19 protein-coding genes and 1 riboswitch are annotated in these 21,975 nt (G+C 72.4%); of the genes, 10 read left to right on the plus strand and 9 right to left on the minus strand.

What is annotated here, in order from left to right:
* Positions 1 to 88 precede the first annotated feature (88 nt).
* Both RIU97_RS33140 and RIU97_RS33145 read left to right on the plus strand, forming a co-directional pair.
* Positions 89 to 727, plus strand: coding sequence for a MerR family transcriptional regulator (locus RIU97_RS33140; protein WP_404961199.1), 639 nt, complete (start codon positions 89 to 91; stop codon positions 725 to 727).
* A 44-nt stretch (positions 728 to 771) separates the two neighbouring features.
* Entirely contained in the window at positions 772 to 2,277 is a 1,506-nt protein-coding gene (locus RIU97_RS33145; RefSeq protein WP_404961200.1) for a DNA polymerase IV, read from the plus strand.
* Between the two features lie 61 nt (positions 2,278 to 2,338).
* Here the strand turns inward: RIU97_RS33145 and RIU97_RS33150 are convergent, their stop codons facing one another.
* On the minus strand, positions 2,339 to 2,704 hold the full coding sequence (locus RIU97_RS33150) for a PRC-barrel domain-containing protein (RefSeq protein ID WP_404961201.1): 366 nt from the start codon (positions 2,702 to 2,704) through the stop codon (positions 2,339 to 2,341).
* Positions 2,705 to 2,817: 113 nt separating this feature from the next.
* Positions 2,818 to 2,916: riboswitch (glycine riboswitch) on the plus strand.
* Between the two features lie 196 nt (positions 2,917 to 3,112).
* On the opposite strand from RIU97_RS33150, the gene gcvP reads away from it, so the two are divergent.
* Positions 3,113 to 5,998, plus strand: coding sequence for an aminomethyl-transferring glycine dehydrogenase (gene gcvP, locus RIU97_RS33155; protein ID WP_404961202.1), 2,886 nt, complete (start codon positions 3,113 to 3,115; stop codon positions 5,996 to 5,998).
* A gap of 100 nt (positions 5,999 to 6,098) precedes the next feature.
* On the opposite strand, the gene RIU97_RS33160 is transcribed toward gcvP, so the two are convergent.
* Positions 6,099 to 6,287 carry a DUF5999 family protein gene (locus tag RIU97_RS33160; RefSeq protein WP_030009772.1) on the minus strand — a complete coding sequence of 63 codons (189 nt, stop codon included), beginning with the start codon at positions 6,285 to 6,287 and terminating at the stop codon, positions 6,099 to 6,101.
* Between the two features lie 261 nt (positions 6,288 to 6,548).
* A complete protein-coding gene (locus RIU97_RS33165; protein WP_404961203.1) occupies positions 6,549 to 7,169 on the minus strand; it encodes a hypothetical protein in 621 nt (206 codons plus the stop codon).
* A gap of 493 nt (positions 7,170 to 7,662) precedes the next feature.
* On the opposite strand from RIU97_RS33165, the gene RIU97_RS33170 reads away from it, so the two are divergent.
* The 3 genes from RIU97_RS33170 (at position 7,663) to RIU97_RS33180 (ending at position 10,960) form a co-directional block, all read left to right on the plus strand.
* A complete protein-coding gene (locus RIU97_RS33170; RefSeq protein ID WP_404961204.1) occupies positions 7,663 to 9,195 on the plus strand; it encodes a glutamate-cysteine ligase family protein in 1,533 nt (510 codons plus the stop codon).
* Positions 9,196 to 9,290: 95 nt separating this feature from the next.
* Positions 9,291 to 10,112, plus strand: a complete 822-nt coding sequence (locus tag RIU97_RS33175; protein WP_404961205.1) for a CPBP family intramembrane glutamic endopeptidase — start codon at positions 9,291 to 9,293, stop codon at positions 10,110 to 10,112.
* A gap of 86 nt (positions 10,113 to 10,198) precedes the next feature.
* Entirely contained in the window at positions 10,199 to 10,960 is a 762-nt protein-coding gene (locus RIU97_RS33180) for a hypothetical protein (protein WP_404961206.1), read from the plus strand.
* A 46-nt stretch (positions 10,961 to 11,006) separates the two neighbouring features.
* Here the strand turns inward: RIU97_RS33180 and RIU97_RS33185 are convergent, their stop codons facing one another.
* Positions 11,007 to 11,849: a PhzF family phenazine biosynthesis protein gene (locus tag RIU97_RS33185; protein WP_404961207.1), complete on the minus strand. Its 843-nt coding sequence runs from the start codon at positions 11,847 to 11,849 to the stop codon at positions 11,007 to 11,009.
* Positions 11,850 to 12,296: 447 nt separating this feature from the next.
* On the minus strand, positions 12,297 to 14,786 hold the full coding sequence (gene fxsT, locus RIU97_RS33190; protein WP_404961208.1) for an FxSxx-COOH system tetratricopeptide repeat protein: 2,490 nt from the start codon (positions 14,784 to 14,786) through the stop codon (positions 12,297 to 12,299).
* 300 nt (positions 14,787 to 15,086) lie between these two features.
* Here fxsT and RIU97_RS33195 point away from each other — a divergent pair, with 300 nt between their 5' ends.
* A complete protein-coding gene (locus RIU97_RS33195; protein WP_404961209.1) occupies positions 15,087 to 15,701 on the plus strand; it encodes a PadR family transcriptional regulator in 615 nt (204 codons plus the stop codon).
* Positions 15,702 to 15,788: 87 nt separating this feature from the next.
* Here RIU97_RS33195 and RIU97_RS33200 read toward each other — a convergent pair whose 3' ends face one another.
* Entirely contained in the window at positions 15,789 to 16,217 is a 429-nt protein-coding gene (locus RIU97_RS33200) for an SRPBCC family protein (protein ID WP_404961210.1), read from the minus strand.
* Positions 16,218 to 16,388: 171 nt separating this feature from the next.
* On the opposite strand from RIU97_RS33200, the gene RIU97_RS33205 reads away from it, so the two are divergent.
* Positions 16,389 to 17,363 (plus strand): EamA family transporter, encoded by a 975-nt coding sequence (locus RIU97_RS33205; RefSeq protein WP_404961211.1) that lies wholly within the window; start codon positions 16,389 to 16,391, stop codon positions 17,361 to 17,363.
* 161 nt (positions 17,364 to 17,524) lie between these two features.
* Positions 17,525 to 18,487: a DMT family transporter gene (locus RIU97_RS33210; protein ID WP_404961212.1), complete on the plus strand. Its 963-nt coding sequence runs from the start codon at positions 17,525 to 17,527 to the stop codon at positions 18,485 to 18,487.
* Here the strand turns inward: RIU97_RS33210 and RIU97_RS33215 are convergent.
* Positions 18,469 to 19,170: a pyridoxamine 5'-phosphate oxidase family protein gene (locus RIU97_RS33215; protein ID WP_404961213.1), complete on the minus strand. Its 702-nt coding sequence runs from the start codon at positions 19,168 to 19,170 to the stop codon at positions 18,469 to 18,471. The two genes, RIU97_RS33210 and RIU97_RS33215, sit on opposite strands and share 19 nt — an antisense overlap.
* 37 nt (positions 19,171 to 19,207) lie before the next feature.
* On the opposite strand from RIU97_RS33215, the gene RIU97_RS33220 reads away from it, so the two are divergent.
* Positions 19,208 to 20,542: an aminotransferase class I/II-fold pyridoxal phosphate-dependent enzyme gene (locus RIU97_RS33220; RefSeq protein ID WP_404961214.1), complete on the plus strand. Its 1,335-nt coding sequence runs from the start codon at positions 19,208 to 19,210 to the stop codon at positions 20,540 to 20,542.
* Between the two features lie 89 nt (positions 20,543 to 20,631).
* On the opposite strand, the gene RIU97_RS33225 is transcribed toward RIU97_RS33220, so the two are convergent.
* A complete protein-coding gene (locus RIU97_RS33225) occupies positions 20,632 to 20,889 on the minus strand; it encodes a hypothetical protein (protein ID WP_404961215.1) in 258 nt (85 codons plus the stop codon).
* Between the two features lie 46 nt (positions 20,890 to 20,935).
* The gene (locus RIU97_RS33230; protein WP_404961216.1) at positions 20,936 to 21,940 is read right to left on the minus strand and encodes a DMT family transporter; all 1,005 of its coding nucleotides are present in this window, start codon (positions 21,938 to 21,940) and stop codon (positions 20,936 to 20,938) included.
* Between the last annotated feature and the right edge of the window lie 35 nt (positions 21,941 to 21,975).

Genomic DNA, 21,975 nt, shown 5'->3' on the forward strand with positions numbered 1-21,975 from the left:
TCACTCGGCGTGCCGAGTGTGGCGATCGTTGACGCACCCCGGGTGACTGCCTACCTTCAAGGTGGCAGGTCAAGGACGGAGGGTCGGCGTGAGGATCACGGGCGACGGTACGACCGGGGGCACCCCCGTACGGAGTGACGCTGGGCCGTACCCGCTGCACGGTGGCGCGGTCGGGTCCGCGCGCCGTCAGCCGGAGTCGACGCCGGTCGGACCGGTGAGCGGTGACCCGGCGCCCGAGCAGATCGGATACCGCGGGCCGACGGCGTGTGCCGCGGCCGGCATCACGTACCGGCAGCTGGACTACTGGGCGCGGACCGGGCTGGTGGAGCCGAGTGTGCGCCCCGCGTACGGATCCGGCACCCAGCGGCTCTACAGCTTCCGCGACGTCGTGGTCCTCAAGATCGTCAAGCGCTTCCTGGACACCGGGGTGGCGCTGCAGAACATCCGTGCGGCGGTCCAGCACCTGCGTGACCGCGGGTTCTCGGACCTCGAACGGATGACGCTGATGAGCGACGGCGCCACCGTGTACGAGTGCACCTCGCCGGACCAGGTCGTGAGCCTGCTCCAGGGCGGGCAGGGCGTCTTCGGCATCGCCGTGGGCGTGGTGTGGCGCGATGTCGAGAGCGCGCTCTCGCAGCTGCACGGGGAGCGGGTGGACACCGGCGAGACCCTGGTCGGGCAGAACCCGACGGACGAGCTGGCCGCCCGCCGCAACCGGGCCGTCTGATCCGGGCCGGAGAAATGTCAGTGGCGTAGGGCAGCATCGGTGCTGTGAGAGCCGCGCCGACCATCCTGCATCTGGACATGGACGCCTTCTACGCCTCCGTGGAGCAGGCGTCGAAGCCCAGTCTGCGGGGCAAGGCCGTCATCGTCGGCGGGCTGGGGCCCCGTGGGGTCGTCGCCACGGCGTCGTACGAGGCCAGGCGCTTCGGGGTGCACTCCGCGATGCCGACGGCGCAGGCGCGGCGGCTCTGCCCGAACGGCGCCTACCTGATCCCGCGCTTCAGTGTCTACCGGCAGGTCAGCGACGTGGTGATGGCCCTGCTGCGGGAGCTGTCGCCGCTCGTGGAGCCGCTCAGCCTTGACGAGGCCTTCGTGGACCTGGAGGCGGGCGGGGTGGCCTTCGACTCGTGGACCGCCCGGTCGGCGGGGGAGCGGCTGCGGGCCGACATCAGGGCTGCCACGGGGCTCAGCGGGTCGGTGGGGCTCGCAGGGTCGAAGATGCTGGCCAAGGTGGCGTCCGAGGAGGCCAAGCCGGCCGGGCTGCTGCTGATCGAGCCGGGAACCGAGCGCGAGCTGCTCGCGCCGATGTCCGTACGGACGCTGCCCGGAGTGGGACCGGCCACGGGGGAGCACCTGCGCCGCGCCGGGATCACCACGGTGGGGGAGCTGGCCGAGGCCGGGGAGGACGAGCTGGTCCGGATGCTCGGGCGGGCGCACGGCGTCGGCCTGTACCGGATGGCGCTGGGGCTGGACGACCGGCCGGTGGTCGCGGAACGGGACGCGAAGTCGGTGTCGGTCGAGGGCACCTTCGACGTGGACCTGCACGACCGCGTACGGATCCGGAACGAGGTGCAGCGGCTCGCCGACCGGTGTGTGCAGCGGCTGAGGGGCTCGGGGCACTCGGGGCGGACGATCGTGCTGAAGGTGCGGCGGTACGACTTCTCCACGCTGACGCGGTCCGAGACGCTGCGCGGGCCCACGGACGACCCCGCGGTGGTGCGGGAGGCCGCGGGGCGGCTGCTGGAGGGCGTGGACACCACGGGAGGGGTGCGACTGCTGGGGGTGGGGGTGACGGGGCTCGCGGACTACACGCAGGAGGACCTGTTCGCACAGTCGCTCGCCGCTGAGCCGGACGGGGCGGGCGGGACCGGCGGGACCAGTGGGACCGGCAGGACGGACGGGACCAGTGGGACGGGCACGACGGGTGAGGAGGCCGGGACGGTCGTCGTCGGCGGGAGCGGCGAGACCGGAGCTGCTGCCGCGCCTGTGGGGGCTTCTGTGGCTGCCGGGGCCCCGGTGGCCGCCGAGCCGCCCGGGGCGCCTGAGCCGGCTCCCGAGCGGCGCTGGCCGGCCGGGAGCGACGTACGGCACGCGGTGTACGGGCCCGGGTGGGTGCAGGGCAGCGGGGTCGGGCGGGTGACCGTACGGTTCGAGCAGCCCGGATCGGAGCCCGGCCGGGTGCGGACCTTCCGGGTGGACGACCCCGAGCTGGAGCCGTCCGATCCGCTGCCGCTGGTGGGGGACGGGGAGCCGGGAGCCGCCGGCCCGGCATGACCCGGGAGCCGGAGGCGGGGTATCGCACGGCCCGTTCCCTGGCCCTTGGCCCCGGGGGCGCTCAGCCCTCGTCGCTCGCCAGGCGGCCGAAGTCGCGCTGGACGTCCGCCGGCAGGGTCGTGTCCAGGCCGTAGTGGTGGTAGAGCTGCAGCTCCTGTTCGGGGGAGAGGTGGCGGCCGACGCCGAAGTCGGGGGCGTCCCTGATGAGGGAGCGCTCGAAGGGCACCCGCAGGGTGTCGCCCACCATCTCGCTCGGCTCCAGCGGGACGAAGGCGTCCCGGCTGAACAGGCCCGTACGGACGGCCGCCCATTCCGGGACGCCCGTGGCATCGTCGAGGTAGACCTCGTCCACGGTGCCGATCTTGGTGCCATTGCGGTCGAACGCCTTGCGGCCGATCAGGCTGCGCGGATCGATGTCGGTCTGCACGGTCCCTCCAAATGGTCGCAACTCCTCCGTAATGACTACAGAAGTGCATAACGGCAGCGGAGGCCACTCGGGGGAGGCCCCAGAACCTCGCTGGTAGGCTGGGTGATGGCTGTCGACCCTGTGCGGGAGAGTCCTCCGAGTGAGCAAGACGGAGGCGCCGAAGGAGCAAATCCTCCCCGGAATCTCTCAGGCATACGTACCGCACGGACGAGGCCACTCTGGAAAGCAGGGGCGGGTACCGGGCGCGCAGTGCCGGTCCCACTCCTCACCGACGGTGAAAGCCGGAGGGCGCGGGTGACCCCCGTGACTCCGGTGAAACTCTCAGGTGCAGATGACAGAGGGGGAGGCCGTCCGGGTGCCCGCGCCGTGGTGCCCCTCGCAGGTCGTACGACCAGGAGGCCTCCGTACATGACCGCCAACCGCATTCCGCTCTCCCAGCTGGAGCGAGGCATCCCCTTCGAACAGCGCCACATCGGCCCGGATGCCGAGGCGCAGGCGAAGATGCTCGCCCATGTGGGCTACGGCTCCCTGGACGAACTGACCGCCGCCGCGGTACCGGATGTGATCAAGACCGCCGAGGCGCTCGACCTGCCCGAGGCGCGGACCGAGGCAGAGGTGCTCGCCGAGCTGCGCTCGCTCGCCGACCGCAACCAGGTCCTCTCCTCCATGATCGGTCTCGGCTACTACGGGACCTTCACGCCCCCGGTGATCCTCCGCAACGTCATGGAGAACCCGGCCTGGTACACGGCGTACACGCCGTACCAGCCGGAGATCTCGCAGGGCCGCCTCGAAGCCCTCCTGAACTTCCAGACCGTCGTCGCCGAGCTCACCGGGCTGCCGACCTCGGGCGCCTCCCTCCTCGACGAGGGCACCGCGGCCGCCGAGGCCATGACGCTGGCCCGCCGCGTGGGCAAGGCCAAGGGCAACGTCTTCCTCGTGGACGCCGACGCGCTGCCGCAGACCATCGCCGTGATCGAGACCCGCGCCGAGCCGATCGGCATCGAGGTCGTCGTCGCCGACCTGTCCGAGGGCATCCCGGCCGAGGTCGCCGAGCGCGGTGTCTACGGCGTGCTGATCCAGTACCCGGGCGCCTCCGGCGCCGTCCGTGACATCAAGCCGGTCATCGACCAGGCGCACGAGCTCGGCGCCATCGTCGCCGTCGCCGCCGACCTGCTCGCGCTGACCTTGCTGACCTCCCCGGGCGCGCTGGGCGCGGACATCGCCGTCGGCACCACCCAGCGCTTCGGCGTCCCGATGGGCTTCGGCGGACCGCACGCCGGCTACATGGCCGTCCAGGACAAGCACGCCCGTTCGCTGCCCGGCCGACTCGTCGGCGTCTCGGTGGACGCGGACGGCAACAGGGCGTACCGCCTGGCGCTGCAGACCCGCGAGCAGCACATCCGCCGCGAGAAGGCCACCAGCAACATCTGTACCGCGCAGGTGCTGCTCGCCGTCATGGCCGCCATGTACGCCGTCTACCACGGCCCGGACGGCCTGCGGACGATCGCCCGCCGGACCCACCGCTACGCGGCCCTGATCGCCGCGGGCCTGTCGGCCGGCGGGGTCGAGATCGTGCACGGCTCGTACTTCGACACGGTCACCGCCCGTGTTCCGGGCCGCGCGGCCGAGGTCGTCGCCGCCGCCCGCGAGGGTGGCATCAACCTGCACCCGGTCGACGCCGACCACGTCTCCGTCGCCTGCGACGAGACCACCCTGCGCGCCGACGTCGAGGCCGTCTGGGCCGCCTTCGGTGTTACCGCGGACATCGAGGCGCTTGACGAGAGCACGGACGACACCCTGCCCGAGGGCCTGCTGCGCTCGGACGACTACCTGACGCACCCGGTCTTCCACCAGCACCGCTCCGAGACCGCGATGCTGCGCTACCTGCGCAAGCTCTCGGACAAGGACTACGCGCTGGACCGCGGCATGATCCCGCTGGGCTCCTGCACCATGAAGCTCAACGCGACCACCGAGATGGAGCCGGTCACCTGGCCCGAATTCGGCCAGCTGCACCCCTTCGCCCCGGTGGAGCAGGCCGAGGGCTACCTCACGCTCATCACCGAGCTGGAGGAACGTCTCTGCGAGGTCACCGGCTACGACAAGGTGTCCATCCAGCCCAACGCCGGCTCCCAGGGTGAGCTCGCCGGCCTGCTGGCCGTCCGCGCCTACCACCGCGCGAACGGCGACGAGCAGCGCACCATCTGCCTCATCCCGTCCTCCGCGCACGGCACCAACGCCGCCAGCGCCGTGATGGCCGGCATGAAGGTCGTCGTCGTCAAGACCGCCGACGACGGCGAGGTGGACGCGGCCGACCTGCGCGCCAAGATCGAGCAGTACCGCGACGAGCTCGCCGTGCTGATGATCACGTACCCCTCCACGCACGGTGTGTTCGAGGAGCACGTCGCCGACATCTGCGCCCAGGTGCACGAGGCCGGCGGCCAGGTCTACGTCGACGGAGCCAACCTGAACGCCCTGGTGGGCCTCGCCAAGCCGGGTCACTTCGGGGGCGACGTCTCGCACCTGAACCTGCACAAGACCTTCTGCATCCCGCACGGCGGCGGCGGTCCGGGCGTCGGCCCGGTCGGTGTCCGGGCGCACCTGGCCCCGTACCTGCCGAACCACCCGCTCCAGCCGACCGCCGGCCCGGAGACGGGCGTCGGCCCGATCTCGGCCGCCCCGTGGGGCTCGGCCGGCATCCTGCCGATCTCCTGGTCGTACGTGCGCCTGATGGGCGGTGAGGGCCTCAAGCGCGCCACCCAGGTGGCGGTGCTCGGTGCCAACTACATCGCCAAGCGCCTGGAGCCGCACTACCCGGTGCTCTACACCGGCCCGGGGAACCTGGTCGCGCACGAGTGCATCATCGACCTGCGCCCGCTGTCGAAGTCCACGGGCGTGAGCGTGGACGACATCGCCAAGCGTCTGATCGACTACGGCTTCCACGCCCCGACGATGTCCTTCCCGGTCGCCGGCACGCTGATGATCGAGCCGACGGAGTCCGAGGACCTCGCCGAGATCGACCGCTTCTGCGACGCGATGATCGCCATCCGCGGCGAGATCGAGCGGGTCGCGGGCGGCGAGTGGCCGGCGGACGACAACCCGCTGGCCAACTCCCCGCACACCGCGGCGGCGCTGGGCGGCGAGTGGAACCACCCGTACACCCGCGACGAGGCCGTCTTCCCGGGCGGCGTCACGGCCGCCGAGAAGTACTGGCCGCCGGTGCGCCGCATCGACGGTGCCTTCGGCGACCGCAACCTGGTCTGCTCCTGCCCGCCGCTGGACGAGTACGACCACTGACACCGAGCGGTGAAGTGACATGACGAAGGGGCCGGTCCGGGCGATTCTCCCGGACCGGCCCCTTCGTCGTGGCTTCCGTCGGCCGGGCCGTCCTCAGCGCCTAGGCCGCCGCGAGCGGGCGGTGCGGGGCGATGATCTGGCCGTCCGGCAGCAGTTCACCGGTGTCCTCGAAGAGCAGGACGCCATTGCACAGCAGGCTCCAGCCCTGCTCCGGGTGGTTGGCCACCGGGCGAGCGGCCTCCCGGTCGGCGGATTCGGCTGACGGGCAGGCTGGCTGGTGCTGGCACATGGATGCGTTCTTTCGCTGCGGTGTGGTCTGCGTGCTACGGCTCGATGCGTGATTCATGGCCGTCCCCCTGGGTCATCCCCGCACCCGCGGGGAGCGTGTCATCAGTCTTCCCCCACGACAGCCGCTTCGCAGGTATTTCCCCGCAGCTGTCCTCACAGATTGATGACGCATCACTCGTGCGGGCGGTTCAGGCCAACTCCCCTGTCCTTTCGGATGGTTCGCACGTGACCCGAGCGGACTAGGCCGAATGGGCTAATCGGGTCAGGCGGCGGGCGCGGCCAACGACGGAGGGAGGGGTGCCGTGGCGGGGGTCAGCCGGTGGGTGAGCACGGGCAGCAGCTCGGAGACCGGATGCGGCCGGTACGCGGCGATGCCGGGCGGGGCCGGGGCCAGCGGCACCAGCAGGTCCTCGCCGGCGGGCAGCCCGGCGGAGGCGTCGGCGCCCACCGCCCCGTGCAGCCACAGGGTCAGCATGTAGAGCTCCGGTACGGACAGCAGCCGCGGCTGGTAGTTCGTACCGAGGGACTCCGCCTGGCGCAGGGCGCGTTCGGTGGCGGCGACGTAGGGCCCCTCGAAGAAGTGGGAGAAGGTCCAGCCGTCGGGGGTCAGGCGGGTGTCGGCCGCCGCGACGTAGCGGTCCCCGCTGCGGATCAGGAACCGCCAGCCCGTGAGCCGCGTGCGGGGCGGCCTGCCGCCGGCCGCGAGGGTGGACATGCCCAGCCGGTCGAGGACGTGCACCGGAAGGGGGAGTTCGGCGGTCAGTGGCCCCTGGATCGCGCGCAGGGCCGGGGTGTGCGCCTCGTGGACGGCGGTGGGAGAACCGAGTGCCGCGAGGACGCTGCGCAGGGCGGGCGCGGGAGCCGGAGGGACATGCAGCGGCATGGTGGGTCGCCTCTCACTTGGGAGACCTGTGGAACGGGGGCAGGTGCGGACGGCGCTGTCGCATTCTGGGGCCAGAGGGGGGCCGAGGGGCAATGGCCGCGCGCCAACTCTCTGCCTCGTTTGCGGAGTTTATACGACATGTGTTCACGCAGTGTTTCGGCTAGCTGTCCCGCCTATTGCCGACAAGGCGCTTACCGGTCCCGCTGACATGGCATTCATGCCGGATGTGCGCGAACGAGCCGCGCTGACCTCGGAGGTTACCTGACGGGGGCTCGGCTGGAAAGCATCGGTTTTGCGGCGCGCGCAAAGTCGAAGAGGAATTTGCGCGAAGCGACTTGCCAGGTGAATGTGCCGAAGCGCCCTTCGGCCAAACCGGCGCGCGCTCCTCGCCACGCACGCCCCCACCGCGTTATGGATCACGGAGGCGGGGCATCATCGACCGTAATGCGCGCCTGGGTGTCCCGGGCCGGGCCACTCGAGGAGGGACGCTTCGATGGGGGAGAAGGTCGTGGCGGGCGGATTCGACCTGTCCGATCGGCAGCGGTATCGAAGGAAGCTTCACGAGTGTCTGGAGGGGCTGGAGCGACTCCTGGCGGAGAAGAGGTTCGATCGCCCGAAGAACATGATGGGACTGGAGATCGAGCTGAATCTCGCGGGCGCCGACGGTTTGCCGAGAATGGTGAATGCCCAGGTGCTGGAGCGGATAGCGAGTCCTGATTTCCAGACCGAACTGGGAATGTTCAATCTGGAGGTGAACGTCCTGCCGCACCGGCTCGGCGGCCGGGTATTCGACCAGCTCGCCGAGGAACTCAGCGCGGGGCTGGGCTATGCCCACAGGCAGGCCACGGAGATCGACGCCGGCGTGGTGATGATCGGCATTCTGCCGACGATCTCCCGCTCCGACCTGGTCACCGCGAACCTGTCGGCGGTGGACCGCTACTCGCTGCTGAACGAGCAGATCCTGATGATGCGCGGGGAGGACTTCACGCTCGACATCGACGGGGTCGAGCGGCTGATCTGGACCTCCGGGTCGATCGTGCCGGAGGCCGCCTGCACCTCCGTACAACTGCACCTGCAGGTGACGCCGGCCCGGTTCCCGGCCGTGTGGAACGCGGCGCAGGCGGTGGCTGCCGCGCAGATAGCCGTCGGCGCCAACTCGCCCTTCCTGTTCGGGCGCGAGCTGTGGCGGGAATCGCGGCCGCCGCTGTTCACACAGGCCACCGACACCCGGCCGCCCGAGCTCCAGGCGCAGGGAGTGCGGCCGCGCACCTGGTTCGGGGAGCGGTGGGTGGACTCGGCGTACGAGCTCTTCGCCGAGAACGTCCGCTACTTCCCGGCCCTGCTGCCGATATGCGACGAGGAGGAGCCGCTGCGGGTGCTGGCCGAGGGCGGGGTGCCGGCGCTGCAGGAGCTGGTCCTGCACAACGGGACCGTCTACCGCTGGAACCGGCCCGTGTACGGGGTCGCGGACGGGGTGCCGCACCTGCGGGTCGAGAACCGCGTGCTGCCGGCCGGGCCGACGGTCGCCGACGTCGTCGCCAACGCCGCCTTCTACTACGGGCTCGTCCGCACCCTCGCCGACGAGCCGCGCCCGGTGTGGACCCGCCTGCCCTTCGCCGAGGCGGAGGCGAACTTCGACGCGGCGTGCCGGTACGGGATCGACGCGCGGCTGCGGTGGCCGCGCCGGGGCCGGGCCGGGGGACTGGCGAGCGTGCCCGCCGTACGGCTGGTCCTGGACGAGCTGCTGCCGATGGCGGCGGCGGGGCTGGACGCCTGGGGCATCGAGCCCGCGGACCGGGACCACTACCTCGGCATCATCGAGGAGCGCTGCCGGCGGCGGGCGAACGGGGCGACCTGGCAGGTGGACACCTACCACCGGGCCCTGGCGGCCGGGCTGGAGCGGGACGAGGCGCTGGCCGCGACCACCCGGAGGTACAGCGAGCTGATGCACAAGGGCGACCCGGTGCACACCTGGCCCGTGGGACCGGGGGAGGAGGTGAGCGCCTCGGTGCCGGCGGCGCGCTGAGCCGCCGTGCCGCCGGAGCCGTCTGTTGATCCCGTTGCCCCCCGCAGTGATCCTCCCGGTCGCCCGAGGAGGCAATATGGGGTGGTCGCAACGGGATGGCAGGACGGGAGTCGGGCGTGCGGGCGGATCCGGAGCCGGTGTTCGTGAAGCTGGACGAGGACGGGCGGCGGGGTCTCCTGCGCAACGAGACGCTGCTCGTCCTCGCGCTGTCGCTGGGCGCGAGCGGGGTCTCGGCGCTCATCAGCTTCATCGGCTCGCTCACCAAGCCGGGGGGCCTGAAGGACCAGGCCGCCACGCTCAACGCCTCGCTGGCTCCGGGCCGGCCCTGGCTGGACCTCGCGTGGCAGCTGTTCGGCATCGCGAGCGCGCTGGTCCCCGTCCTGCTGGTGGCGCACCTGCTGACCCGCGAGGGCGCCCCCGGGCTGCGGGTGCTGGGCTTCGACCGCACCCGGCCCCTGGGGGACCTGGCCCGGGGCGCGCTCGTCGCCGCAGGGATCGGGAGCGCGGGGCTCGCCTTCTACCTGGGGGCGCGGGCCGCCGGGTTCAACCTCACGGTGGTGCCGGAGGCGCTGCCCGACGTGTGGTGGAAGTTCCCCGTACTGATCCTCTCCGCGCTGCAGAACGCCGTGGTGGAGGAGGTCATCGTGCTGGCCTACCTGCTGCGCCGGCTCGACCAGCTCGGCTGGTCGCCGATGGCCGCGCTGCTGGCCAGCTCGGCGCTGCGCGGCTCCTACCACCTCTACCAGGGCATCGGCGGCTTCATCGGCAACATGGTGATGGGCGTCGTCTTCGTCCTGGCCTACCGCCGCTGGGGCCGGGTGGGTCCGCTCGTCGTCGCGCACGCGCTGCTCGACCTCGTGGCCTTCGGCGGGTACGCCCTGCTCGCGGGCAAGGTGGGCTGGCTGCCCACGCCGTGATGCGGCGGCGCACCCGAACGGCCCTGCCGGGCGGGGGTGCAGGCCGAACCGGTGCGACGCTGGAGGGGAGTGAGGAGGCGCGCCCGGTGGCTGTTGTGGACTCCCTGGTTCCGTTCGCGCCGTTCTTCGTGCCCGTGGTCAGCGGCCTGGTGGGCGGGGCCAGCCTCCTCATCCGGGACCGCCGCGAGGCACGCAGCTCCGACCACCACTACCGCAGGCGACTGGAGAAGGCCCAGCTGGAGGTCCAGTTCCTCACCGGCTGGATCCAGGCCAAGGAGCTGGCGCCGACCGACTCCCCGGCCCCGGCCCCGGACCCGGAGCCGGGGCGCTGGCTGGACGATTGCTACGCGTCGGTGCGCCGCGCCAAGGCGGACACGGGCGGCCGCCACCGGACGGGGCCGGTCTCGCTGCGGCGCCTCCTGCTGCTGGGAGAAGTGAGCGGCCCGGCGAAGAGCATGCGGGTCGCGTACTGGATCTCCCTCGTCCTGTTCAACGGGGCGCTCGCGTGGTGGGTGAACGCGCTCGTCGTCGGCGTACCCGGTTTCGCGCACGAGGACGGTGCCTCCGAGTCCGAGGAAATCGCCTCGTATCTGGCACTGGCGGGCGTCTTCTTCGTCGTGTCGGCCGTCCTGTGGGTGTGGACGGTGCACCTGGGCGCGGCGGAGCCGGAGCAGGTCTACCGCAAGCGGATCGACTCGGCCGCCTGGGTGGAGCAGGAGCAGAAGCGTCGGAGTGCCGCGCGGGCGGAGGCGGAGGCGAAGGCGCGCTCGAAGGCGCGAGGCAAGGTGCGAGCAAAGGGGGACGTGAAGGGTGACGAGAAGGGCGACGGGGGTGGGTCCGCGGGCTGACCCGGCGCCGCCCGGCCCGGGTCAGCCCGCGTCCGTGCCCCGTGGTTCACCCCGCCTGTCCGGCCCCGGGCGGGGACGCGAACAGTTCGCCGTCGACGACGGTGACGGCCCGGCCGGTCAGCAGCGTGCGGTCGCCCGCCAGGGTCACCCGTACGAGACCGCGGCGCGCGCCGCCCTGGAGTCCGGTCAGTTCGGTGCGGCCCAGACGCTCGGCCCAGAACGGGGCGAGTGCGGTGTGGGCGCTGCCGGTGACCGGGTCCTCGTCGATCCCGAAGGCCGGGAAGAAGCCCCGGGAGACGAAGTCGTACCCGCGGGAGGGATCCTCGGCGGCCGCGGTGACGATGACCCCGCGCTTGGCGAAGGCGCGCAGGGCGCCGTGGTCCGGCGTCAGCTCGCGGACGGTCTTCTCGTCGGCGAGCTCGATCACGAGGTCACCGATGTGCGCGGCGGTGTCGTGCACGGAGAGGATCGGCGCCCCGCCGAGCGCGTGGTCCACGGCGGTCGGCGCCGGGACCGGGGTCAGCGAGGACGTCGGGAAGTCCATGGTGATCGTGCCGTCCTCGGCGGTCTCGGCCGTGAGGATCCCGCAGCGCGCGGTGAAGCGGATCCGGCCCGCGGCGAGGCCCGCGGACGCCAGGACGTGCGCCGTGGCGAGCGTGGCGTGGCCGCACATGTCGACCTCGGCGGCCGGGGTGAACCAGCGCAGCGCCCAGTCGGCGTCCCCGCCGGGCGGCAGGGCGTGGGCGAAGGCGGTCTCGGAGAGGTTCACCTCGGAAGCGACCTGCTGGAGCCAGGCGTCCGGCGGGAAGGCGGTGTCGAGGAGCAGGACTCCGGCGGGGTTCCCGTGGAAGGGCCGGTCGGTGAAGGCGTCGACGATTCGGATGCGCATGCACCGACGGTAGGGCGGTTCCTTGATCGCCGACAAAGGCCAATCCGGGGTGACTGGACTGGGACGGAGCCCCGGAGCGGGGGCCGGTGCCCCGGGGCGGGCCGGCTCAGTTCCGCGAGAGTGCCTTCGTGCCCGACAGCGGGGGGACGAGGTCGAAGTTCCCGTCACCGCGGCCACAGGTCGGGGCCGTCGGCGGTGGCCGGGCCCGGCACTACGAGCAGCAGCGCGGCGGCGGCCGCGGCGGCGAGCCGCTTCCTGGCGCGTCCCTGAAGGCGCACGGATGTCCCCGTTGCGGGTCGTCTGGGCATGTTCGCGGCCCAGCCCAGCCCAGCACACACCCGCACGCTCCACGCCCGAAAGTTCGGTCGCCCATCCACCCCGCTGCATCCCCGGGTGGACCCGTGCAGGACGGGCCGAGCAGCTGCGCAGCCACGATCGCGTCGACCCTCAACTGCGCCTGGCCCCGATGAACCGGAGCCTCCTCCCCCAACCCAATCCTGTGCCGGTGCGCCCCGCAGCACGCAGGGCTGCCGCGAGGTGGTCGTGACTGCGCAGGGTGTGGGGGTGGGCAGGTCCGAGGACGCGTTCGCGGGTGGTGAGGACGTGTTGATGGTGGTCTGCTGCTTCTCGGTGCTGGCCCAGGTGGTCGAGCGCGAGGCCGAGGTTGCTGCGGCTGGTCAAAGTGCTGGGGTGGTCGGGACCAAGGATGCGTTCGTAGGTGCTGAGGACGTGTCGGTGTAGGTCTGCTGCTTCTCGGTGGTGGCCGAGGTGGTCGAGCGCGAGGCCGAGGTTGTCGCGACTGTGCAGGGTGTCGGGGTGATCGGGGCCGACGAGGCGTTCGTAGGCGCTGAGGACCTGTCGGTGTAGGTCTGCTGCTTCTTGGTGCCGACCGAGGTCATCGAGCGCGAGCGCGAGGTTGTTGCGGCTGTTCAGGGTGTCGGGATGGTCGGCGCCGAGGAGGCGTTCGTAACCGGAGAGAGCCCGTCGGTGCAGGTCTGCTGCTTCTCGGTGGTGGCCGAGGTAGCCGAGCGCGAGGCCGAGGTTGTTGCGGCTGTGCAGGGTGGGAATCCGGTCCGTGCCGAGGACACGTTCGCGGGCCGTGAGGATCTGCCGGTGGTGGTCTGCTGCCTCTTGGTGTCGGCCGAGGTGGTCCAGCGCGTTGGCCAGGTTGTTGCGGCTGAGCAGGGTGTCGGGGTGGTCGGCGCCGAGAACGCGTTCGTGGGTGGTGAGGACCTGGTGGTGGAGGTCGGCTGCCTCCTGGTGCCGGCCGAAGAGGTCGAGCGCGTCGGCGAGGTGGCTGCGGCTGTTCAGCGTTTCGGGGTGGTCGGGTCCGAAGGAGCGGGCGGTGATCGAGTGCGCTGCCTGCTGCAGTTGTAGGGCGCTGCCGTAGTCGCCCGCTTCCGTGAGGGACCGGCTGATGCGATCGACGGCATGGGCGAGGAGGCGGTTGTGCTGGTTGGTGGTGTGTGTTGCGGCGGCGAGGAGGTGCGGGGCGAGGAGGAGGGCCGTATCCCGGTCGGCGACCCTGGAACCCATCACCCCTTGGGCTGCCTGGATCAGGCGGCCGGTGAGGGACTGCTGGTAGCGGTCGGGCCCGGTGGATTCGATGGTGTGGGTGTGAGCGGTGATCTCTCGTACGAGGGGGTGCAGAACGATCTGTCCGAGGACGGGTTGCCCGCCTTGGCGTGTGGGCGTGTCAACGAGTCCGTAGGTGTGCAGGCCGTTGAGCGCGGCCTCCACCTCGATCTCGCCGGTCGGTTGCCCGGTGGCCTCGGTGACCAGTGCCGGGGTGAGGAGGAAGACGGGGACGGGGGCTGGTGCCAGAAGTGACAGCAGCCGCAGTGCCGGCCGTGCGAGCGGGTTGCCGTCGGTGGCGAGTTCGTCTAGTGACAGCTCCCAGGTGTGGCGGATCAAGGTCCGTGCGACGGCCGGGTCGCTCGCCTGGGGTTGCGTGGCGCCGAGCAGCGTGCCCAGCTGCGTCTCGAGGGCGGCGGTGTAAGCGGTGAAGGTGCGGTGGCGGCTGCCGGGGGCAGCCAGGTAGCGGCCGACGGCATGGAGGGCGAGCGGCAGGCCGCCCAGCCGGTCCGCGAGCGCCCGTGCTTCTTCGGCGGTTCCTGCGTGGGGGACCGCGTCGCAGAGGACCTGGCCGCCGGCTGCGGGCTCCAGCGGGACGACGCGGCGCAGTACGGCCCGGATGCCCCACACCGCGGGGTCGGTGTTGCGGCTGGTGACCAGCAGCAGCCCCCTGCCAGCCGGCCGGATCCACCCCCGGTAGGACGCCACGTCCTCCCCGTCGGGGCCGACGGCCTGCGGGGTGTCGATGTTGTCGAGGACCAGGAGCCACCTGTCGGTCTGCTCCAGCTGCTCCCACACCAGATCCGGCAGTCCGGCCCGCCCCGCGCGCGCTTCTTCGAGCCGGGCTTCGGGAAGGCCACAGGCCAGCGCGGTGCGGATCATCTGCTCGGCCAGCTCCTCCCTGTCGCGCCAGCGGATCCAGAACACGGCCCGGCCGTCAGCACGCGCGATGTCAGCCAGGGCGGAAGCCAGGGCGGTCTTGCCGATCCCACCCACCCCGCACACCACGGCGTACCTCCCCTGGGGCCGGGCCAGCAGCCGCCGAAGAGAGTCGAGTTCGCCGTCACGGCCGCGCACGGGACCAGACCCGTGCGGCGCGCGCAGCGAAGCCACGCCGCCGGAAACGCGGAGCCGCTCCAGCGCCACCAACCTCACCGGCCCACCACCCCCCACCGCCCCTGCGGTGTCCAAGCGGCGGCCGACCAGCTCCAACACCAGCGCACCCGCCGCCAGCACACCGAAGACCGACCACACCACCCACGGATGAGACGCCCAGCCCGGCGCGGCGTTCGTGGCGTAGTTCGTCACCACCCCCAACGCGAACGTCGCCGCCGCCCCCGACCCGCTGACGACCGAACCCACCCGCGCACGCCTGCCACTACCCACACCGCCCCCATCCCCCACGATGCCGATGGCCCAAGGATGCGCCACGCCCCCACGCACCGTCCCGCGGAACTGCCGTGCACCCCGCCACGGGGTGGTCGTCGAACTTCGGTGAGACCGGTCCAGGTCCAATGCGGCAGGACGAAGGTGTGCCATCGCATCACCTGTCGCTGACGAGTTTCCGATATATCGTTGACGCATCGCGATGGATTAGCGATAGTTGAGTCATCGGGCAACCGATGACACGCAGAACGACGACGTGACGAAAGGAGCGCAGTCATGCGTTCACATGGACAGCACGACCACGGACATGAGCACGGACGGGGTCACGGCCACTGCGGGCCGGACCGTCGGGAGGAGTTCAGGGGGCTGCGCGCCGCCTTCGGGCCGTTCGGGCCGCCCTTCGGCGGCGGGCCCTTCGGGGGCGGCGGTCGCGGTGGGCGGGGCGGCGGCCGGGCCCGGCGCGGTGACGTGCGCGCCTCGATCCTGGCGCTGCTCGCCGACCGGCCGATGCACGGCTACGAGATGATCCAGGAGATCGGCGAGCGCAGCGGCGGGTCCTGGAAGCCCAGCCCGGGCTCGGTCTACCCGACCCTGCAGCTGCTCGAGGACGAGGGGCTCATCACGAACGAGAGCGAGGGCGGCAAGAAGCTGTTCACGCTCACCGACGCCGGCCGCACCGAGGCCGAGTCGGGCCCGGACGCACCGTGGGCCGATGCAGGGCGCGGCTTTGACTTCGAGGCGATGCGCGAGGTCCGGACGGCCGGAATCGGCCTGATGGAGGCCTTCGGGCAGGTCTTCAAGACCGGCTCGCCCGAGCAGCGCGAGAAGGCGCTCGGGGTCATCAACGACGCCCGCAAGAAGCTCTACCTGATCCTGGCCGACGAGCACTGAGGGCCGGAAGGCCCCGGCTTCACCCAGCGCGCCCCGCGAGTCCTCTCGCGGGGCGCGCCGTCGTGTACGGGGGTGGGAGGCGGGTGGTCAGGCCACCAGGGCGGCCAGCTTGCGCAGCGACTCGTTCAGTGCGGCGGTCGCCGAGTCCTTGAGCTTGCCCGCCATCAGCGAGACGGCGGCCCCGGTGAACTCTCCGTCGATGCGGACCGTGGTGGCCCCGCCGTCCGGGGTCAGGGTGTACCGGGTGAGGACGGCCACGCCCATCGGACCCTTGCCGGTGATGGCGAAGAGGCGCTCGTCCTCCAGCTCCGAGACGGTCCAGACGACCTCGGCCGGGAAGCCCATCATCTTCATGTTCTCGGCGAAGGTGGATCCGACCGCGAGGGTCTCCGGTCCGCCCTTCGGGAAGTTCGTGTGGGTCATGCTCCACCGGCCGTACGCGTCCCAGTCCGTGAGCTGGGACCAGAGCTTCGCGGCGGGCGCCTCGATGCGTGATTCCGCGGTGACTTCAGCCATGCGACCACCCCTTCTCGTCGGGTACGTGCGGCGGAAGGTAGCCCTGCCGGGCGGAACATTCAATACTGACGACCTGTCAGAAATCATGGGGGCCGGCGGGTGTGATCTCGACTCCGTCTCAACAGGTGTCATGGCCGTGACGGTGCTGACCGGCCCTGTCATGATGACGGGATGCAAGCGTCAGGGAAAAACGCCGGACTGGGCCTCGCCCTCGTCTCGGCGTTCGCGTTCGGTGGTTCCGGAGTTGCGGCGAAGCCGCTGATCGAGGCGGGTCTGGACCCCCTCCACATGGTCTGGCTCAGAGTGGCCGGGGCAGCGCTCGTGCTGTCCCCGCTGGCCTGGCGCCACCGTGACCTCGTCCTGCGCAAGCCCCTGCTGCTGGCCGGCTTCGGGCTGATCGCCGTCGCGGGCGTGCAGGCCTTCTACTTCGCCTCCCTGTCCCGGATCCCGGTCGGCGTGGCCCTGCTGCTGGAGTACCTGGGCCCGGCGCTGCTGCTCGGCTACATCCGCTTCGTGCAGCGCAAGCCCGTGACGCGGGGCGCGGCCGCCGGCGCGGCCGTGGCCGTCGTGGGCCTGGCCTGCGTGGTCGAGATCTGGGCCGGGCTGAGCCTGGACCCGCTCGGCGTGCTCTTCGGCCTCGCCGCGGCCTGCTGCCAGGCCTTCTACTTCGTCTTCGCCGACCAGGGCGCCGACGGGGACGACGCCCCCGACCCGCTGGGGGTGATCGCGTACGGCATGCTCGTCGGCGCCCTGGTGATGACGGCGATCGCCCGGCCGTGGGAGATCGACTGGCAGGTGCTGGGCGGCCAGGCCTCCGTGGGCGGCACGATGATGCCCGCGCCGGTGCTGCTCGCCTGGGTGGTGCTGGTCGCGACCGTCTTCGCGTATCTGACCGGCGTGGTCTCGGTGCGCAGGCTCTCGCCGCAGGTCGCGGGCGTGGTGGCCTTCCTGGAGGCGGTCGTCGCGACCGTGCTGGCGTGGATCCTGCTCGGCGAGTACCTCTCGACCTGGCAGATCGTCGGTGGCGCACTGGTGCTGGGCGGGGCCTTCATCGCCCAGTCCTCCCGGCCGGCCCCGCCCGTCCCCCCGGTCCCGCCCGCCGTGGGCGGTCCGGCCCTGCTGGACCGCGAGACCACGACGGCCTAGGGTGGCGATCATGCATTCGACCGTGCTTCCGCCTCCCGCCGCCTAGCGCGGGCGGCGCCTCCACGACCATGATCCGGCCCGGGGAGTTCCCGGGCGGGTTCGCGCTGCCCGCGAAGCGATGACCTGCTTCTTTCATCCTTCACGCATGCGCGGAGAGTTTCGTGTCGAACCATTCGCCCGCCGCCGGGCGCAGTCTGCTGTACCTCGTCGTCGCCGGAGCCGCCTGGGGCACCGCCGGGGCGGCCGCCTCACTCCTCTTCCTGGCCAGTGACCTCGGCCCGCTCGCCCTGTCGTTCTGGCGGTGCGCGGGCGGGCTCGTGGTGCTGCTGGGGGTCCTCGCCGTGCGGGGGTCCCGTCGCGGGCCGGGACGGACGCGGCCCTCGGCGGGCTCGCTGATCGGGACCGGGCTGCTGTTCACCCTCTTCCAGGCCGCCTACTTCGCCGCCGTCCGCGAGACCGGCCTCGCGGTGGGCACCGTCGTCACGCTCGGCGCCGGGCCCGTGCTCATCGCGCTCGGGGCGCGGTACTGGATGCGCGAGCGGCTCGGCCGCGGCGGCGTGGCCGCCGTCACGGGCGCGCTGGCGGGCCTCGCCGTCCTGGTGCTGGGAAGCGGCGGCGGCGAAGTGCGGCCGCTCGGCGTCGGCTGGGCCCTGCTGTCCGCCGCCGGCTACGCGGCGATGACCCTGCGGGCCCGCTGGCTCGGGCAGCGCGGCGCCGGCGGGGACCCGCTGGTGACCACCGCGTGGTCGGTCGCGGTGGGCACGGTGTGTCTGCTCCCGCTCGCCGCGGTGGAGGGGCTGCTGCCGCACACCGCCGATCTCGGCCGGGTGCTCTGGCTGCTCGTCTACGTGGCCACCGTGCCGACGGCGCTGGCCTACGCGCTCTACTTCACGGGGGCCGCCGCCGTACGGGCCGCCACCGTCTCGGTGATCATGCTGATCGAGCCGGTGAGCGCCGCGGTGATCGCCGTCCTGCTCCTCGGGGAGCGGCTGACCGCCGCCGTGGTGCTGGGCACCGTACTGCTGCTGACGGCGGTGGGCGCCCTGATCGCGGCGGAATCGCGCCGTCCGGCGGAGCCCGTGCCCACCGCCGCGCGGCGGAGTCCTCAGAGCGCGGTGATGTAGTCCGGGACGGTGATGCCGGGGGCCAGGTCCGCGGCGGGCACCGGGGTTCCGAACGCGGGGGCGACCGGGACCACGCCCGCCCAGTGGGGCAGGCCCAGGTCCTCGGCGTCGTCGTTGCTCGGGCCGGTACGCAGCTTCGCGGACACCTCGGTCAGGTCCACGCGGATCACCGCCGTGGCGGCGAGTTCCCTGGCGTTGGCGGGCCGGATGTCGGCGGAGCGGCCCGGAACGGCGGAGTCGACCAGGGCGTCGAGGGCCATCCGGCACTCCGCCTCGTCGGTGACCTGGTAGGCGGTGCCGTGCACGACCACCGAGCGGTAGTTGAGCGAGTGGTGGAAGGCCGAGCGGGCCAGCACGAGACCGTCGACGTGGGTCACGGTCACGCAGACGGCCAGGCCCGGATCAGCCTTTCCGGCCGCGCGCAGCGGGCGGGAGCCGGTCGAGCCGTGCACGTAGATCGATTCGCCGACCCGGGCGAACAGCGTGGGCAGGACCACGGGCGCGCCGTCGCGGACGAAGCCGAGGTGGCAGATGTAGGCCTCGTCGAGTATCGAGTGCACCGTCTCGCGGTCGTAGCGCGCCCGGTCGCGGGACCGGGTGGGGACCGTGCGGTCGGTGGGCTCGTACGCGCCGGTCGTCCCGGTGCTCTCGGTCGTCGTCTCGGTGGCGGGCGTCGCGGTCATGATGCCGACTCCATTGCACTAGTGCATACTTGGGTTTGTGCTAGTAGAGTATCGGATCACAGGGCGCGGCACAGCGGATATCGCGGCCAGCGTCGAGGCGGGAGTGGCATCCGGCGCGCTGCCGCCCGGATCGCTGCTGCCGCCGATGCGGGAGCTGGCGGGCGAACTGGGCGTCAACCCCAACACCGTGGCGGCTGCCTACAGGACACTGCGCGAGCGCGGGGTCATCGAAACCGACGGGCGGCGCGGAAGCAGAGTGCGGCCCCGCCCCTCCAGCACCCCGCGGGACGCGCTGCGGATGGTGGTGCCGGCGGGCGTGCGCGACATCGCGGAAGGCAATCCGGACGTGTCGCTGCTGCCCGCCCTGGACGGGGCGCTGGCGGCGGCGGCCCGGCGGTACGCGCAGGCCCCGGCCCTCTACGGAGCGGACCCGGTCGCGCCGGACCTGGCCCGGCTCGCCCGGGCGGACTTCGATGCGGACGCCGTGCCGCCCGGCCCGGTGGCGGTGACCTCGGGAGCGCTGGACGCGATGGAGCGGGTGCTCGTCGCCCACCTGAGGCCGGGGGACGCGGTGGCGGTCGAGGACCCGGGCTGGGGAGGCTCCCTCGACCTGGTCCCGGCGCTCGGCCTACGGGTGCTGCCGGTGGCGGTGGACGACGACGGGCCACGGGCCGACGCGGTGGCCCGGGCGCTCGCCGCCGGGGCCCGGGCGCTGGTGGTGACCTCGCGGGCGCAGAACCCGACCGGCGCCGCGGTGAGCGCCGAGCGGGCGGCGGAGCTGCGGGAGCTGCTGGCGCGCCACCCCGGGGTATTGCTGATCGAGGACGACCACGGCCACGGGATCGTCGACCTGCCGTTGCACCCGCTGGGCGGGGTGACCGCGCACTGGGCGACGATCCGCTCCACGGCGAAGGCCTACGGGCCCGACCTGCGGCTCGCCGTGCTCACGGGCGACGCGGTGACCCTGGACCGCGTACGGGGGCGCCAGCGGCTGGGCCCGGGCTGGGTGAGCCGGCTGCTCCAGCACGCGGTGGTGGAGCTGTGGGCCTCGGACGCCGTGGACCGCGCAGCGGTGGCCCGCGCGTACGGGGAGCGGCGGGACGCCCTGGTCCAGGCCCTGCGGGAGCGGGGGGTGCGGGCGCACGGGCGGAGCGGGCTGAACGTGTGGGTGCCGGTGGCCGACGAGACGGTGGTGGTCACGAGGCTGCTCGCCGCGGGATGGGCGGTGGCCGCCGGGGCGATCTTCCGGGTCGAGGCGGGACCGGGAGTACGGCTGACCGTGTCGCAGCTGGGGGTCTCGGAGGTGCCGGGCCTGGCGGACGCCGTGGCCGCGGCGGTCCGGACGGGGGTCGCGGGCGGGCGGAACGACTAACCGTACGGGTCAACTCCCGGCCCGGTGCCGCCCGGTCCTCCTCCAGTCCTGCCGACAGGACTGGAGGAGGCGGACCGGGCGGGCCGGGGTCAGGCGAGTTCGAGCAGGCCGCCCAGGGTCAGGAGGACTCCGCACAGAGCGTTCACCGAGCCCAGGTAGCGGTAGAACACGGCGGCGGCGACCCGCGGGGCCGGGCCGAGGTCTCCCCGGGCGTGCATCCTGAGTTCGGCGTTGGCGGCTGACCGCCGCTCCAGCGCGGCGGCGGCGCCGCAAATGTTCAGCGCGACCCAGCTGCCCGCGACGATCAGGGCGGGTCCGACGGTCAGCAGGACGACGGCGGTGCTCAAGAGGTGCCTCCGGGCGGTGTGATGATCGCCCGGACATCAGCAGTGGTCAGACGGGCTTCCGTGTGCCGGGGCGGGTCTGGCTGAGGGCGGCTCCGGCCAGGACGATCGCGGCGCCGACCGGGGTGTTCCAGTGCAGCTGCTCACCGAGGACCAGGACACCCGCCGCCGTGGCGATGACCGGGATGAAGTAGGTGACCATCTGGGCGGTGGTCGGGCCGACCTCCGTCACCAGGCCGTACTGCATCTGCAGCGCCATGCCCGTGCCGAGGGCGCCCAGCGCGATCACGGAGAGGGTCGGCCAGAGCGGGAACGAGGCCGGCGCCGTGGTGAAGAGGGCGCTGACCAGCGAGAGCTGGAGCGTGGAGACCATGAGCTGGCCGCCGGTCAGGGCCACCGGGGAGCCCGGGGTGCCGGCCAGCGTGCGGCGGACGTAGATCCAGCCGATGGGGTAGCAGAGCGCGGCGAGCAGGGCGAGCGCGGTGCCCCGGGCGTCGACGCCGGCGAAGCCCTGCCAGGCGCCGAGGACGATGAGGACGCCGAGGAAGCCCAGGCCCAGGCCCGCGAAGCGGCGGCGCGTGGGGCGGTCCTCGGAAAGGGCGACCATCGACAGCGCCATGCCCCACAGCGGGGAGGTCGCGTTGCAGACGCCGGCCAGGCTGGAGGGGATGCTCAGCTCCGCGTACGCGAAGAGGGAGAACGGCACGGTGTTGAGCAGGAGCGCGGCCACGCTGAGGTGGCCCCAGGTGCGCAGCCCCCGGGGGAGCCTCTCGCGGCGGACCAGCAGCACCGCGAGGAGGGCGAGCGCGCCGAACAGGACCCGGCCCAGGGCCACTTGGAAGGGTGCGTACGCTTCCGTGCCGACCTTGATCAGGAGGAAGCTGAAGCCCCAGACGACCGAGAGGATCGCGAACCGGACGCGCCAGTCGAGGAGCCTGGTGCGCCAGCCCGAGCCGGCGGCGGTGGCCGTGGTGGCGGCGCTCGGGGGGATGGTGGCGGTCGTAGGGGTGGCGGTGGTGGAGAGGGTGGGCCGCGGGGCTGTCGGTGCGCTCATGACCCTTACTGTGCTCGTGTCAACTTCGTAGGACA

Source organism: Streptomyces sp. 147326, assembly GCF_045000215.1.
Classification (GTDB): domain Bacteria; phylum Actinomycetota; class Actinomycetes; order Streptomycetales; family Streptomycetaceae; genus Streptomyces.

Bases quoted from the DNA above. Each gene is read 5' to 3' on its own strand.
- RIU97_RS33195 (WP_404961209.1), top strand. From the start codon at position 15,087: ATGCGTTCACATGGACAGCACGACCACGGACATGAGCACGGACGGGGT.
- RIU97_RS33205 (WP_404961211.1), top strand. From the start codon at position 16,389: ATGCAAGCGTCAGGGAAAAACGCCGGACTGGGCCTCGCCCTCGTCTCG.
- RIU97_RS33160 (WP_030009772.1), bottom strand. From the start codon at position 6,287: ATGTGCCAGCACCAGCCAGCCTGCCCGTCAGCCGAATCCGCCGACCGG.
- RIU97_RS33200 (WP_404961210.1), bottom strand. From the start codon at position 16,217: ATGGCTGAAGTCACCGCGGAATCACGCATCGAGGCGCCCGCCGCGAAG.
- RIU97_RS33185 (WP_404961207.1), bottom strand. From the start codon at position 11,849: ATGCGCATCCGAATCGTCGACGCCTTCACCGACCGGCCCTTCCACGGG.
- RIU97_RS33165 (WP_404961203.1), bottom strand. From the start codon at position 7,169: ATGCCGCTGCATGTCCCTCCGGCTCCCGCGCCCGCCCTGCGCAGCGTC.
- RIU97_RS33175 (WP_404961205.1), top strand. From the start codon at position 9,291: ATGGCAGGACGGGAGTCGGGCGTGCGGGCGGATCCGGAGCCGGTGTTC.
- gcvP (WP_404961202.1), top strand. From the start codon at position 3,113: ATGACCGCCAACCGCATTCCGCTCTCCCAGCTGGAGCGAGGCATCCCC.
- RIU97_RS33170 (WP_404961204.1), top strand. From the start codon at position 7,663: ATGGGGGAGAAGGTCGTGGCGGGCGGATTCGACCTGTCCGATCGGCAG.
- RIU97_RS33215 (WP_404961213.1), bottom strand. From the start codon at position 19,170: ATGACCGCGACGCCCGCCACCGAGACGACGACCGAGAGCACCGGGACG.
- RIU97_RS33230 (WP_404961216.1), bottom strand. From the start codon at position 21,940: ATGAGCGCACCGACAGCCCCGCGGCCCACCCTCTCCACCACCGCCACC.